The organism is Phytopseudomonas flavescens (assembly GCF_900100535.1).
GTDB classification, from domain to species: Bacteria; Pseudomonadota; Gammaproteobacteria; order Pseudomonadales; family Pseudomonadaceae; genus Aquipseudomonas; species Aquipseudomonas flavescens.
Map to the genome: position 1 here is coordinate 215,612 of NZ_FNDG01000003.1, position 14,875 is coordinate 230,486.

Genomic DNA, 14,875 nt, shown 5'->3' on the forward strand with positions numbered 1-14,875 from the left:
GGCTCAATCGCCCAGCAGGGTCTGCAGGGTGCGTGTCACACCGAGCTTGCGCAGGCTGTCGTAGCACAGCTCGAAGGCAGTGACGAACGCCGCCGACTGGGGGATGGCCGTGCCGAAGATCACCTCGACACCCAGCACCCGCTCGCTCACCCGCTCGTCGTCCTCGACCAGCCCCTGGCAGAAAGCGGCACGCGGATCGGGAATGCGATAGCGGATGCCTTTCTCGTCGACCCCCTTGAGATACAACGCCCAGGCGGCGACCACCAGCGCAGCGCGCTCCAGTGGCCGACCGTCCTCGATCAGCCGGTTGAGGGTCGGCACGATGAACTTGGGAAACTTCGACGAGCCGTCCGAGCAAACGCGTTCGAGCTGATCGGCGATGGCCTGGTTGGAGAAGCGCTCGATCAGGGTGTCCTTGTAGGCCTCCAGGTCGATACCCGGCACCGCCGCCAGCTGCGGGGTCACGTCGAAGTCCATGAAGGTGCGCACATAGCGCTGCAACAGCGGGTCGTTCATGGCTTCGTGTACGAAGCGATAGCCCTTGAGAAAGCCCAGGTAGGTCAACGCCAGGTGGCTGCCGTTGAGCAGTTTGATCTTCATCTCCTCGTAGGGCGTGACGTCATCGGTGAACTGCACACCGACCTTTTCCCAGGCCGGCCGGCCGTTGACGAACCTGTCTTCCAGCACCCACTGCAGGAACGGCTCGCAGACCACCGGCCAGGCGTCCTCGACGCCATGACGCTCGGCCAGTTGCTGACGGTGGGCATCGCTGGTCATGGGCGTGATGCGGTCGACCATGGCATTGGGGAAGCTGACGTGGCTGTCGATCCAGGTCGCCAGCTCGCGGTCGGCCAGGTGGGCGAAAGCCAGCAGCGCCTTGCGGGTCACCGCGCCGTTGTGCGGCAGGTTATCGCAGGACATCAGGGTGAATGCCGGCGTGCCGGCCGCACGGCGTCTGGCCAATGCCGCGCAGAGAAAACCGAAGACGCTGCGCGGTGCGTCCGGGTGCGCCAGATCGTGCTGGATGTCCGGCAGGTGGGCCATGAACTGGCCGCTGCTGTCGTCGATGCAGTAGCCGCCCTCGGTGATGGTCAGCGAGACGATGCGAATCGCCGGGTCGGCCAGCCTGTCGATCAGCGCGGCCGGCGAATCCTCGGCCAGCAGCATGCCGTTGATGGCGCCGACCACGCGTACTTCCAGGCCGGGCTCATCGCCCAGCACCAGCATCGTGTAGAGATGATCCTGCTCGGCCAGCGCCTGTTGCATGGCGCGGTCCTCGTGGCGCAGGCCAACGCCACAGATGCCCCAGTCGAGGGCTTCGCCGCGGTTGAGCAGCGCTTCGGTGTAGATCGCCTGGTGGGCGCGGTGGAAACCGCCGACGCCGATATGGGCGATGCCCTGGCGCACGTGCGCCGGGTCGTAGCTCGGTACCTGAACCTCGGCGGCCAGTGATGCGAGATGCTTGCGGGTCAGTTTCATGGAGTCATTCCTGCGCCTCAGGTGGCCTGGCCAGCCTGGATGCGTTTGTCGATGGCCAGGCCATCGGCGTTGAAGAGGTGGCAGTGGGCCGGATCGAAATCCAGTGCCAGGGGCTCGCCATAGGCCGGGGAGAAATCGCCACGCACGCGCACGGTGAGGTCTTCCGCGCCGACGCGAACATGGCAGAAGGTGTCGCTGCCCAGGCGCTCGCTGACGTCCGCCGTCGCCTGCAGTCGGCCCTGGCCGGCAGGCACCACGTTGAGGTGCTCGGGGCGTATGCCCAGGGTGACCTGGCTGCCGTTCACCAGCCCGGTGCCCGCCAGCGGCAGCTCCAGGGTGGAGCCGCCCTGCAGGCGTATCCGGCAAAGCCCGGCCTCGACGCCTTCGACCTGGCCACGCAGGAAGCCCATCTTCGGCGTGCCGAGAAAGCCAGCGACGAACAGATTGAGCGGATGGTTGTACAGCTCCAGCGGCGAACCGACCTGCTCGACGCGGCCGCCGTTGAGCACCACCACCTTGTCGGCCAGGGTCATGGCTTCGACCTGGTCGTGGGTCACGTAGATCATCGTCGCCTTCAGCTCCTTGTGCAGGCGCGCCAGTTCCAGGCGGGTCTGCACGCGCAGGGCGGCGTCCAGGTTGGACAGCGGCTCGTCGAACAGGAAGATCTTCGGGTTGCGCACGATGGCCCGGCCGATGGCCACCCGCTGACGCTGGCCGCCGGAGAGCTGCTTGGGCTTGCGCTCGAGCAGGGCGTCCAGCTCGAGGATGCGCGCCGCGTTGGCGACCTTCTCCTGCACCTCCTGCTTGCCCACCCGGGCCAGATCGAGGGCAAAGGACAGGTTCTTGCGCACCGTCATGTGCGGGTACAGGGCATAGGTCTGGAAGACCATCGCCAGGTCGCGCCTGGCCGGAGCAGTGTCGGTGATATCCGTGCCGTCGAGGGTGATGGTGCCGCTGGACACTTCCTCCAGCCCGGCGATCAGCCGCAGCAGGGTGGACTTGCCGCAGCCGGACGGGCCGACGAAGACCACGAACTCGCGGTTCTCGATATCCAGGTCGATGCCCTTGATGATCGCCGTGCCGTCGAAGCCTTTCTTCAGGTTGCGGATTTTCAAATCAGCCATGGCTCTTGATCCTTCTTGTTATTTCACAGCGCCGAACGACAGGCCGCGCACCAGCTGCTTCTGGCTGATCCAGCCGAAGATCAGGATGGGCGCACAGGCGAGGGTCGAAACGGCGGAAAGCTTGGCCCAGAACAGGCCTTCGGGACTGGAATAGGAGGCCACCAGCGCGGTCAGTGGCGCCGCGGCGGAGCTGGTCAGGTTGAGCGACCAGAACGCCTCGTTCCAGCACAGGATCAGCGACAGCAGCATGGTCGAGGCCAGGCCACCACGGGCGATGGGCAGCAGCACGCGGACGATTTCCTGCCAGGTGGTGGCGCCATCCAGGCGCGCCGCTTCGAGGATCTCGCCGGGAATGTCCTTGAAGTAGGTGTACACCATCCACACCACGATCGGCAGGTTGATCAGGGTGTAGATGACGATCAGCACGATGCGCGAATCGAGCAGGCCGAACTGCTTGGCCAGCAGGTAGATCGGCACCAGCACGCCCACCGGCGGCAGCATCTTGGTCGACAGCATCCACAGCAGCGTGCGCTTGGTATGGCGGGTTTCGAAGAAGGCCATGGAGTACGCCGCCGGTACGGCGATCAGCATGCTCAGCAGGGTCGCCGAGAAAGAGATCAGCACCGAGTTCCAGGCGAAGCTGAAGTAGTCGCTGCGCTCGTTGATGTGCAGGTAGTTCTCCAGGGTCGGCGTGAAGATGAACTGCGGCGGCGTGGCGAAGGCGTCGAGTTCGGTCTTCAGGCTGGTCAGCACCATCCAGAAGATCGGAAAGAAGATCAGCGCGGCCACGGCCCAGGCCAGCGTGCCGACCAGCACGCTTTGCAGACGGCGGGATTGTTTGAGAGTCAGCATGCTCACGCCCCTACTGCTTGTCGGTGAGGTTTTTGCCGATCATGCGGATCAGCACGATGGCGGCGATGTTGGCGATGACCACGGCGATCAGCCCGCCGGCGGAGGCCATGCCCACATCGAACTGCAGCAGCGCCTGGGTGTAGATCAGGTAGGCCAGGTTGGTGGACTCATAACCGGGGCCGCCACTGGTGGTGGTGTAGATCTCGGCGAACACCGAAAGCAGGAAGATGGTCTCGATCATCACCACCACGGCGATCGGTCGCGCCAGGTGCGGCAGAGTCAGGTGCCAGAAGATGGCCAGCGGCCCGGCGCCGTCGAGGCGCGCCGCTTCCTTCTGCTCCTGATCGAGGGATTGCATGGCGGTCATCAGGATCAGGATGGCGAACGGCAGCCACTGCCAGGAGACGATGAGGATGATCGAGAACAGCGGGTGGTGGGCCAGCCAGTCCACCGGCTGGGCACCGAAGAACGTCCAGACCGCAGCGAGAATCCCCGAAACCGGATGGAAGATCAGGTTCTTCCACAACAGTGCGCTGACCGTGGGCATGATGAAAAATGGCGAGATCAGCAACACCCGTACGATGCCCCGGCCGAAGAACTCGCTGGCCTCCAGCAGTGCGGAAATCAGCACGCCGAACACCACGCTGATCAGCAGTACGCTGCCCACCAGCAACGCCGTGTTGCCGGCACCGGAGAGGAAAGCCGCGTCGGTGACGAAGTATTCGAAGTTCTCCAGCCCGACGAAATCGTTCTCGCCGGGGTACAGCAGGTTGTAGCGGATCAGCGAAAAGTAGAGGGTCATGCCCAGGGGCACGATCATCCAGATCAGCAGCAGAATGACCGAGGGGCTGACCAGCAACCAGCCGGGCGCCAGGCGTCGCGATTTTCGTGGCGCCGGCTCGCGGGCCTGCTCAGCAGGATTTTCGATGGTGTTCATCGTGTCTCCGAAAGACGGTTCTACAGCGGATGACGCTTTACCTAGGGTGGGTTACGGCGCCATGCCTAAAGGCGCCCAACCCACCCTACGGATTGGCTACTTCGGATACCCGGCGCGCTTCATCTCCCGCTCGGTGCTCTGCTGGGCTGCCTGCAGGGCCTGATCAGGTTTCATCTGCCCGGTCAGCGCGGCGGCGAACAGCTTGCCGACACTGGTGCCGATGGCCTGGAACTCGGGAATGGTCACCAGCTGGATGCCCACGTAAGGCACGGGCTTGGCGCTGGGGTTGGCGGGGTCGGCCTTCTTAAGCGAGTCGAGGGTGACCCTGGCGAACGGCGCCGCTTGCATGTAGGCGGCGCTGTAGGTCGACGCGCGGGTGCCGGGCGGCACGTTGGCCACGCCATCCTTCTCGGCGACCAGCGCCCCGTAGGCCTTGGACGTGGCCCAGGCGCTGAAGGTCTTGGCAGCTTCCTTGGACTTGGAACTGGTAGGGATCGCCAGCGCCCAGGAATACAACCAGGAGGCGCCCTTGTCGGTGACCTGGGTCGGCGCGAAGGTAAAGCCTACCGAGTCGGCGACCTTGCTCTGCGATTTGTCGGTGACGAAGGAGCCGGCCACGCTGGCATCGACCCACATCGCGCACTTGCCGCTGTTGAACAGCGCCAGGTTCTCGTTGAAACCGTTGCTCGACGCGCCAGGCGGGCCGTACTTGTTCATGGTGTCGACATAGAAATTCAGCGCGTTCTTCCACTCGCTGCCAGTGAATTCGGGCTTCCACTGCTCGTCGAACCAGCGCGCGCCGTAGGCATTGGCCACGGTGGTGATCAGCGCCATGTTCTCGCCCCAGCCGGCCTTGCCGCGCAGGCAGATACCGTACTGGCCCTTGTCGGGCTGGTGCAGCTTGCCGGCGAATTCGGCCATCTGCTCCCAGGTCGGCTGCTCGGGCATCTTCAACCCGGCCTGCTCGAAAAGGTCGCTGCGGTAGTAGGTGATCGACGCTTCGGCGTAGAACGGCAGGGCGTAGAGCTGGCCCTTGGCGGAGAGGCCTTCGCGCACGGAGGGAAAGACGTCATCGAGGGCGTAGTCGGCGGGCAGGTCGGTCATGGGCTCCAGCCAGCCCTTCTCGCCCCACAACGCCGCTTCGTACATGCCGATGGTCAGCACGTCGAACTGGCCGCCCTGGGTGGCGATGTCGGTGGTCAGGCGCTGACGCAGCACGTTCTCTTCGAGCACCACCCATTTGAGCTTGATGTCCGGATGCTGTTCTTCGAAGGTTTTCGCCAGGCGCTGCATGCGGATCATGTCGCTGTTGTTGACCGTGGCGATGGTCAGGGTCTCGGCGGCCTGTGCGCCAACGCTGAGCGACAGGCATGAAGCGGCTACCAGTACTTTGATCGAGTGGTTCATGGTCTTGAACTCCTCTCCCTGACCGGCTCGGTCGAAGGAGACATTATTGTTTTTGTGGGCCGACCCGGATTACACCCCTACGTCCGAACATGAACAACGCCTCGACTGCACTGCAACCGATACTTTTTTGCACTCATCGAATAGCGAGCAACAGCCATGACATACCGCAGAAAGCCTCAAGTGCGGGCCTTTCGGCCTCTTCCCGGTAGATGAGGCCGGCGCAATCAGTACCGGTTTTGCTCGGTAATCCGTTGCGTGACCAACCTGCGATAACCGCTGGGCGTCATGCCCTTGAGCTGCTGGAAACGCCGATTGAAGTTGGAAATGTTGTTGAAGCCGGACTCGAAGCACACCTGGGTCACCGGCTTGTCGCTCTGGGTCAGCAGCTCGCAGGACTTGCTCACCCGCATGCGATTGACGAACTCGACGAAGCCACGCCCGGTGGCCTGCTTGAAGAACCGCGAGAAATAGGTCGGCGTCATGCCCAGGTACTCGGCCACTTCTTCCTGGGCCAGTTCCTGGGCGTAGTGCTGGAAGATGTAATCCACCGCCCGATTGATGCGTTCGACATGGTGCTCGTCGGCCAGCTGCGCGGCGGTTCTGTCCGACAGCAGCTGGTAGTCGTCGCAGGCGGCGAGCAGCTCCATGAGGATGAAGAAATTGCCCAGCCGGGTCATGCCCTGGGAGTCGGCGATGCGCTGCAGCAGCTGGCGCGCCTCGGCGATGGTGCGCTCGCAACGGAACTCGATGCCGTAATGGGCACGGCTGAGCAGCGGCTGCAGATCCTTGAGCTCGGCGAATACCGCGGTGCCGCTTTCCAGCACCTCGTCGGTGAAGTTGACCAGCATGTCGCGCTGAGCCACTGCCTCGCCCGCGCCCATCTGGCTGATCCAGTTGTGCGGCAGGTTGGGGCCGGTGAGAAACAGGGTATCGGGGGAGAAATTGCCGATGTAGTCGCCGATGAACACTTTGCCGGAACTGGCGACGATCAGGTGCAGCTCGTATTCCTTGTGGAAATGCCAGCGCACCAGCGGGCTGGGAAAGCCGTGCTGGCGATAGATCAGCGAATGGCCCTCGTGGTCATCCATCAACTCGTAGGACGGGTCGAGCGTTCTTTGCGTTCGGGACATGATTCGGGCGGCGTCGTCTTGTTCTTGTCGGAATATCGACTAGAGACCCTAGCACAGCCCTCCGGGCTCGCCGATCCCGCGCCCGCGAACCCTGTCACAGAGGCAGGCGTGGCCGACGCTTTTTGCATCCACCACTGCGATCATGGAGCCGGTGGACGGGAGAAGCGCCGTCCACCCTACAAATGGCCGCTATTGCTTTTAACGCCTGTGGCAGGCGCCGCCACCAACGACCAGGACGTAGGGTGGATCGGGGCGCGTAGCTGACGCTCTTTTCATCCACCATTGCGATTGTCGAGCGGTGGGCTGACGTTGTGCGATCCACTATGGGAGCGGGCCGCGCCCGCGATTCGCGCGCATGGCGCGCTCCCACATCGCCTGTCTCCCACGCAGAACGTGAGTGCGCCTTATCGCGGCCCCACTACACGACCAGCAGCGAGCAGACCGACTCAGCCCTGAGGATAACGCGCGCGCGGCGTCGCCATCGGCAGCGGACCGTCGCCGATCTGGCGGAACTCACCGGTTTCGGCATCGTAGGCCTTGATCTGGCAGCTCTCGATGTCATACACCCAGCCGTGGATGAACAGCTGCCCGGCAGCCAGACGCGAGGCCACCGACGGATGGGTTCGCAGGTGGTCGAGCTGAGCCACCACGTTCTCTTCGGTGAGCACACCCAGGGTGGTGTGATCGGCGCAACCACAGTTGTCGGCGACCACCGTCTTGGCGACTTCGGCATGCCGCAGCCAGGCTTTTACCGTGGGCATGCGCTCCAGGGTGGCCGGGTCGAGCACCGCTTTCATCGCGCCGCAGTCGGAGTGACCGCAGACGATGATGTGCTGAACGCCCAAGGCCGCCACGGCGTATTCGATGGCGGTGGAAACGCCACCGTTCATCTGCCCATAGGGCGGCACCACGTTACCGACGTTGCGGGTGACGAACAGGTCGCCCGGCTCGCTCTGGGTGATCAGCTCGGGAACGATGCGCGAATCGGCGCAGGTGATGAACATGGCGCGCGGCGATTGAGCGTGGGCGAGCTTCTTGAACAGCGCCTGCTGTTGCGGGAATACATCCTGGCGAAAGCGCAGGAAGCCATCGACCAGATGATCCAGCGCCTCGGCGGCGGAGGCGGCGTTTTTCTCGGACTTGCCATCGGCAGAACGACGATTACCAGGCATAGCGTTACCTCGTTTACGGATGGGGGCGAAGCCTATGACAGTGCACAAGCTTCCCAGTCGGCAGGGTTACCGACAAGTGGTCGAAGGCTTGGACTGTGCCAGGATGATTCAAGGCACGTCCGGGTGAAAAATCTCCGCTCGGCGGGTGAGCGCAAGCGTTCCTTCAGCCAGTTTTTATCCGCAAATTTGCCCTGGGTATCGCTTCGCTCAACGCCAGGCTACGCAGCGCCAGCCGCCAAACCAGTAGCCCGGGTCGAGCGCAGCGACACCCGGGAATGCCGGCAACGAGAATCGCCGTCAGAACAGCCCCATCTGCTGCCCGGGTGGCGCGAACAGCGAGCAGTCCAGGCTGGCCCGCCTGCTGCCGTCGTACCCATAACGGCGGCGGGCCAGGCGAAAGCGCTGGGCCAGCAGTTCGGCGAAGTGGCCTTCACCCTTCATGCGCACGCCGAAACGGCTGTCGTAGTTCTGCCCCCCGCGTGACTGGCGGATAAGGCTCATCACGTGCTCGGCACGCTCGGGAAAATGGCGCTGCAGCCACTCTTCGAACAGCCCGGCGATCTCCAGGGGCAAGCGCAGCAACACGTAGCCGGCGGAGCTCGCCCCCGCCTCACGCCCGGCCTCGAGCAGGCGCTCCAGCTCCATGTCGTTGATCATCGGAATCATTGGCGCCGCCATCAGCCCCACCGGCACGCCGTGCTCATGCAGGGTACGCATGGCGCGCAGACGTGCCTTCGGCGTCGCGGTTCGCGGCTCCATGATGCGCTTGAGTTCGTCGTCCAGGGTGGTGACGCTGAAGGCCACGCTGACCAGATTGAGGCTGGCCAGCTCTTCGAACAGATCGAGGTCGCGCAGGATCAGCGCACTCTTGGTGATGATGCTGACCGGGTGGCGATAGCGCAGAAGCACCTCCAGGGCCTGGCGCGTCAACTGCTGCTCACGCTCGATGGGCTGATAGCCATCGGTGTTGATACCCAGGGCGATGGGTTTGGGCACGTAACCCGGCTTGCTCAACTGTTCCTCGAGACGCTCGGCCAGGTTGGTCTTGGCGATCAGCCTGGTCTCGAAATCGATGCCTGGCGACAGGTCCCAATACGCGTGGCTGGGCCTGGCAAAACAATAGATGCAGCCATGCTCGCAGCCCCGGTAGGGATTCACTGACCGGTCGAAGCCCACGTCCGGCGAGCTGTTGCGGCTGATCACCGTCTTCGCCAACTCCTGGCGGACTTCGGTGGCGAAAGTCAGCGGCGTCTGTTCCTGATACCAGCCATCGTCCTCCGCCTCGCTGCTGGTGGGCGCGAAGCGGTTGTGCGGCTTGCTGGCGGTGCCGCGACCGCGCGGGGCAGGGGTCGGCTTCATGATGCAGGCTCGTTAACTGTATATAAACACAGTATTCGCTTTGCTGGTGTCGACACAAGCCACCCTCGTCGGAAGAGGTTGCCTGAACCGTTCGTCGCCTGCCGCGGTCGCATCTGCACACACCTTCGCTTCCTGCCGTGCCGGAGCTCCCATGCCGCCCGTATCGATCTTCGCCTCGCCTCGCATTGCCGCGGCCTCGCTGGCTTTCGCGCTGCTGGCCGGCTGTGCCGATGAGGCACCACCCGAGCCGCAGCACCCACGGGTCAAGGTGGCGACCGTGAGCCAGATCGACTACGCGGCCGATGCCACGCTGACCGGCGATATCCAGGCACGGGTGCAGACCGACCTGTCGTTCCGCATCGGCGGCAAGATCATCGAGCGCCTGGCCGATGTGGGTGACAGCGTGCAGGCCGGCCAGGTTCTGGCGCGTCTCGACCCCCAGGATCAACGCAATGCGGTGCGCTCCGCCGAGGCCGCCGCCGAGGCCGCGCGCGCCCAGGTGAAACTCAGCGCAGCCAACCTCTGGCGCCAGCAGCAGTTGCTGCCCAAGGGCTACACCAGCCGCAGCGAATACGACAGCGCCCTGGCCAGCGAACGCAGTGCCCGCAACAGCCTGGCCGCAGCCGACGCACAATTGGCCGACGCCCGTGAGCAAAGCGGCTACACCGAACTGCGCGCCGAGAGCGCCGGGGTCATCACCGCCCGCCAGGCCGAGGTCGGCCAGGTGGTGCAGGCAGCCACGCCGATCTTCGGCCTGGCCCGTGAAGGCGAGCGCGACGCAGTGTTCAACGTTTTCGAGGCACTGCTGGTCGAGCCCGGCCAGGCGTTGCGCGTCAGCCTGCTGGACAACCCGTCGGTCAGCGCCGACGGCCAGGTTCGCGAGGTCAACCCTCAGGTCTCGGCGCAAAGCGGCACGGTGCAGGTCAAGGTTGGCCTGGAACAAGTACCGGCAGCGATGACCCTGGGGGCCACGGTCAGTGCCCAGGTGGGCAATCAGGCCAGCCGCGCCGTCGAGCTGCCCTGGTCGGCGCTCACCAAGGCCGAGCACGAGCCGGCGGTGTGGCGGCTCGGCGATGGCGACATTGCACAGTTGCACCCGGTACAGGTCGACCGCTACCTGACCGACAAGGTGATCATCCGCGGCGGCCTGCAGGATGGCGATCGCGTGGTGGTGGCCGGTGGGCAGCTGCTGCACCCGGGCCAGAAAGTGGAAATCGCCGAAGCGCGCGAGCAGGACAATCAGCCATGAAGCGCTCCATAGGTATCGCCCTGCTCGCCGCACTGCTTCTGGCAGGCTGCGCCGAAGAAGAGAAGCCCGAGCCGATCCGCCCGGTGCTATACACCGAGGTGCAGCAGCAGAACCAACAGGTCGTGGGGCGTTTCGCCGGCACGGTCGAGGCCCGGGTGCAGAGCACCCTGGGCTTTCGGGTCGGCGGCCGCGTCGCCCAGCGCCTGGTGGACGCCGGTGCCGAGGTGAAGGCCGGAACCACCCTGGCCACCCTCGACCCCACCGATCAGCAGAACGCCCTGCGCGCCAGCGAGGGTGATCAGGCGCGCAGCGAGGCGCAGTGGATCAACGCCCAGGCCAATGCCCGACGCCAGCAGGAACTGTTCGACCGAGGGGTCGGTGCCAAGGCCGTGCTGGAGCAGGCGCAGACCGAACTGAGCAGCGCCCGCAGCAGCCGCGATCAGGCCGCAGCCGCCACGCGGCAGGCCCGCGACCGCCTCGCCTACGGCAACCTGAGCAGCGAATTCGACGCGGTGGTGACCGCCTGGCACGTGGAGGCCGGCCAGGTGGTCGGCGCCGGGCAGGAGGTCGTGACGCTGGCCCGGCCCGACGTCAAGGAAGCGGTTTTCGACCTGCCCGTGGAACTGGCCGATGCCTTGGACGACCAGGTGCAGTTCAACATCGCCTCCCAGCTCGATCCGAGCATCGCCACCCGCGGCCAACTTCGCGAGCTGGGGCCCCGTGCGGACGCCGCGACCCGTACCCGACGTGCGCGCCTGAGCCTGGAAGACACCCCACCCGGCCTGCGCCTGGGCACCGCGGTGGCCGTCAGCCTGTCCCGCGAACAGAAACCCCGCAGCCTGCTGCCGGCCAGCGCCCTGCAGGAAGTCGACGGCCAGCCCCGCGTGTGGGTCATCGACACGGCAGCGAAAACCGTGCACCCGCGCGCCGTGCAGGTGGTCGGCCGCGAGGGCGAACAGATCAGTGTCGAGGGCCTGGCGCCAGGCGACAAAGTGGTCAGCGCCGGCTTGAGCCTGCTCAAGGACGGCCAGGCAGTACGTATCGACGAGGGCGTGGCACCATGAATCAGCAAGCGCCACGCAAGAACGGCTTCAACCTCTCCGACTGGGCGCTGCGCCATCAGTCGTTCGTCTGGTACCTGATGTTCGTGTCCCTGCTCATGGGGGTGATTTCCTACATGAACCTGGGCCGCGAAGAGGATCCCGCCTTCACCATCAAGACCATGGTCATCCAGACCCGCTGGCCGGGCGCCACGGTGGACGAAACCCTCACCCAGGTCACCGACCGCATCGAGAAGAAGCTCGAGGAGCTGGACGCCCTCTACTACGTGAAGAGCTACACGCGGCCCGGCGAGTCGACCGTCATGGTGTTCCTGCGCGACACCACCAAGGCCAGCGAGATCGACGGCATCTGGTACCAGGTACGCAAGAAGATCGACGACATTCGCGGCGAGTTCCCCCAGGGGTTGCAGGGTCCCTCGTTCAACGACGAGTTCGGCGATGTGTTCGGTTCCATCTACGCCTTTACCGGTGACGGCCTGAGCATGCGGGCCCTGCGCGACTACGTCGAGCAGGTGCGCGCCGAGATCCGCAGCGTGCCCGACCTGGGCAAGGTGCAGATGGTCGGCCAGCAGAACGAGGTGTTCTACCTCAACTTCTCGACCCGCAAACTGGCCGCCCTGGGCATCGACCAGAGCCAGGTGATCCAGAGCCTGCAGGCGCAGAACGCGGTGACGCCCTCCGGGGTGATAGAGGCGGGCCCCGAGCGGATTTCCGTGCGCACCAGCGGCCAGTTCGCCTCGGAAGCCGACCTGCGCAACGTCAACCTGCGCCTGGATGACCGCTTCTATCGGCTGACCGATATCGCCGAGATCAGCCGTGGCTACGTCGATCCGCCGCAAGCGTTGTTCCGCTTCAATGGCACGCCGGCCATCGGCCTGGCCATCGCCATGCGCGACGGCGGCAACATCCAGACCTTCGGCAAGGCCCTGCACGCACGCATGGACGAGCTGACCGCCGACCTGCCGGTGGGCGTCGGCGTGCATGTGGTGTCCGACCAGGCCGAAGTGGTGGAGGAAGCGGTCAGCGGCTTCACCCGCGCCCTGTTCGAAGCCGTGCTGATCGTCATGCTGGTGAGCTTCGTCAGCCTCGGCATCCGCGCCGGCCTGGTGGTCGCCTGCTCGATCCCGCTGGTGCTGGCCATGGTGTTCATGTTCATGGAATACAGCGGCATCACCATGCAGCGGATTTCCCTTGGCGCGCTGATCATCGCCCTCGGGCTGATGGTCGATGACGCCATGATCACCGTGGAGGTGATGGTCACCCGCCTGGAAAAAGGCGACTCGCTGCACGACGCCGGCACCTTCGCCTACACCTCCACGGCATTCCCGATGCTCACCGGTACCCTGGTGACGGTAGCCGGCTTCGTGCCCATCGGCCTCAACGCCAGCTCCGCTGGCGAGTACACCTTCACCCTGTTCGCGGTGATCGCCGTGGCGCTGTCGCTGTCCTGGCTGGTGGCGGTGGTGTTCGCCCCGGTCATCGCCGTGCACATCCTGCCAAAGCGCATGAAGGCCAAGGAAAGCGGCCCGGGACGCATCGCCCGCGCCTTCGACAAGGGCCTGCTGCTGGCCATGCGGCACCGCTGGTGGACCATCGGCCTGACGATAGCCCTGTTCGCCGCCTCCCTGGCCGGCATGACCCTGGTGCAGAGCCAGTTCTTCCCCGCTTCGGATCGCCCGGAAATCCTCGTCGATCTCAACCTGCCGCAGAACGCCTCGATCAACGAGACCCGTGCCCAGGTCGACCGCCTCGAGGCCAGCCTCAAGGACGATCCGGACATCGCCCGCTGGAGCACCTACATCGGCCAGGGCGCCCTGCGCTTCTACCTGCCGCTGGATCAGCAACTGCAGAACCCGTTCTACGCTCAACTGGTGATCGTCAGCCAGGACATCGACGCCCGTGATCGGCTGGTCGGCAAGCTGAAGAAACGCCTGCGCGAGGACTTCGTCGGCATCGGCAGCTTCGTCCAGCCGCTGGAGATGGGCCCGCCGGTGGGCCGGCCGATCCAGTACCGGATCAGCGGGGCGGATGTCGACCAGGTGCGCAAGCACGCCCTGGAACTGGCGGCGCTACTGGACAAGAATCCGGACATCGGCGAGATGGTTTACGACTGGAACGAGCCGGGCAAGGTGCTGCGCATCGACATCGCACAGGATAAGGCGCGCCAGTTCGGGCTGTCTTCCGAAGATGTCGCCAACCTGCTGAACAGCATCGTCAGCGGCACCACGGTCACCCAGGTCAAGGACGATATCTACCTGATCGACGTGATCGGCCGGGCCGAAGACAGCGAGCGCAGTTCGCCGCAGACCCTGGAGAACCTGCAGATCGTCACCCCGAGCGGGGTGGCCGTTCCGCTGCGCGCGTTCGCCACCGTGGGCTATGAACTGGAACAGCCGCTGGTCTGGCGCCGTGACCGCAAACCGACCATCACCCTCAAGGCGGCGGTGGTCAGCGAGATCCAGCCGACCGATCTGGTCGCCAACCTGGCGCCGGATATCCAGAAATTCTCCGACGAGCTACCCACTGGCTACAGCGTCGCCACCGGCGGCACCGTAGAAGAAAGCGGCAAGGCCCAGGGCCCGATCGCCAGCGTGCTGCCGTTGATGCTGTTCCTGATGGCGACCTTCCTGATGATCCAGCTGCACAGCGTGGCGAAGACCTTTCTGGTGTTCAGCGTGGCGCCCCTGGGGCTTATTGGCGTGGTCCTGGCGCTGGTGCCCACCGGCACGCCCATGGGCTTCGTGGCCATCCTCGGTATCCTGGCGCTGATCGGCATCATCATCCGCAACTCGGTGATCCTGGTGACCCAGATCGACGAGTTCGAGCGTGGCGGCGACTCGCCGTGGCAGGCCGTGATCGACGCCACCCAGCACCGCCGCCGGCCGATCCTGCTGACCGCCGCTGCCGCCAGCCTGGGCATGATCCCCATCGCCCGCGAAGTGTTCTGGGGGCCGATGGCCTACGCCATGATCGGCGGTATCTTCAGCGCCACCCTGTTGACCCTGCTGTTCCTGCCGGCGTTGTACGTGGCCTGGTACCGCATCGAGGAGCCGGCGCACGAGGACAATGAACCGCCCCTGCACTAGACTGCCGCGGCCCGACGCT

Annotated in this window: 11 protein-coding genes; 3 read left to right on the forward strand and 8 right to left on the reverse strand. The window is 65.0% G+C overall.

Translation table 11 applies throughout. From position 1 onward, the window contains the following. Window positions 1-3: 3 nt before the first annotated feature. The 8 genes from BLR94_RS05135 to BLR94_RS05170 all read right to left on the reverse strand — a co-directional run bounded on the left by BLR94_RS05135 (window position 4) and on the right by BLR94_RS05170 (window position 9,460). Window positions 4-1,479 (reverse strand): mannitol dehydrogenase family protein, encoded by a 1,476-nt coding sequence (locus BLR94_RS05135; protein WP_084303693.1) that lies wholly within the window; start codon window positions 1,477-1,479, stop codon window positions 4-6. 17 nt (window positions 1,480-1,496) lie between these two features. Beyond that, complete coding sequence (locus BLR94_RS05140; protein ID WP_084303694.1) at window positions 1,497-2,603, reverse strand: ABC transporter ATP-binding protein; 1,107 nt, start codon at window positions 2,601-2,603, stop codon at window positions 1,497-1,499. Window positions 2,604-2,621: 18 nt separating this feature from the next. Continuing rightward, window positions 2,622-3,455 carry a carbohydrate ABC transporter permease gene (locus tag BLR94_RS05145; protein WP_084303865.1) on the reverse strand — a complete coding sequence of 278 codons (834 nt, stop codon included), beginning with the start codon at window positions 3,453-3,455 and terminating at the stop codon, window positions 2,622-2,624. 10 nt (window positions 3,456-3,465) lie between these two features. Next, a complete protein-coding gene (locus tag BLR94_RS05150) occupies window positions 3,466-4,392 on the reverse strand; it encodes a carbohydrate ABC transporter permease (protein ID WP_084303695.1) in 927 nt (308 codons plus the stop codon). 96 nt (window positions 4,393-4,488) lie between these two features. Next, entirely contained in the window at window positions 4,489-5,799 is a 1,311-nt protein-coding gene (locus tag BLR94_RS05155) for an ABC transporter substrate-binding protein (RefSeq protein ID WP_084303696.1), read from the reverse strand. A 224-nt stretch (window positions 5,800-6,023) separates the two neighbouring features. Beyond that, window positions 6,024-6,929: a helix-turn-helix domain-containing protein gene (locus BLR94_RS05160; RefSeq protein WP_084303697.1), complete on the reverse strand. Its 906-nt coding sequence runs from the start codon at window positions 6,927-6,929 to the stop codon at window positions 6,024-6,026. 446 nt (window positions 6,930-7,375) lie between these two features. Further along, window positions 7,376-8,101 carry a carbonic anhydrase gene (locus BLR94_RS05165; protein ID WP_084303698.1) on the reverse strand — a complete coding sequence of 242 codons (726 nt, stop codon included), beginning with the start codon at window positions 8,099-8,101 and terminating at the stop codon, window positions 7,376-7,378. A gap of 297 nt (window positions 8,102-8,398) precedes the next feature. Then, entirely contained in the window at window positions 8,399-9,460 is a 1,062-nt protein-coding gene (locus BLR94_RS05170) for a PA0069 family radical SAM protein (RefSeq protein ID WP_084303699.1), read from the reverse strand. A gap of 151 nt (window positions 9,461-9,611) precedes the next feature. On the opposite strand from BLR94_RS05170, the gene BLR94_RS05175 reads away from it, so the two are divergent. Genes BLR94_RS05175 through BLR94_RS05185 form a run of 3 tightly spaced genes read left to right on the forward strand, consistent with a single transcriptional unit; the run spans window position 9,612 to window position 14,856 of the window. Then, on the forward strand, window positions 9,612-10,709 hold the full coding sequence (locus BLR94_RS05175) for an efflux RND transporter periplasmic adaptor subunit (RefSeq protein WP_084303700.1): 1,098 nt from the start codon (window positions 9,612-9,614) through the stop codon (window positions 10,707-10,709). Continuing rightward, on the forward strand, window positions 10,706-11,773 hold the full coding sequence (locus BLR94_RS05180; RefSeq protein WP_084303701.1) for an efflux RND transporter periplasmic adaptor subunit: 1,068 nt from the start codon (window positions 10,706-10,708) through the stop codon (window positions 11,771-11,773). Before BLR94_RS05175 ends, BLR94_RS05180 begins: the two co-directional genes overlap by 4 nt. Beyond that, window positions 11,770-14,856, forward strand: coding sequence for an efflux RND transporter permease subunit (locus BLR94_RS05185; protein ID WP_084303702.1), 3,087 nt, complete (start codon window positions 11,770-11,772; stop codon window positions 14,854-14,856). The genes BLR94_RS05180 and BLR94_RS05185 overlap by 4 nt, the downstream gene beginning before the upstream one ends. Window positions 14,857-14,875 lie beyond the last annotated feature (19 nt).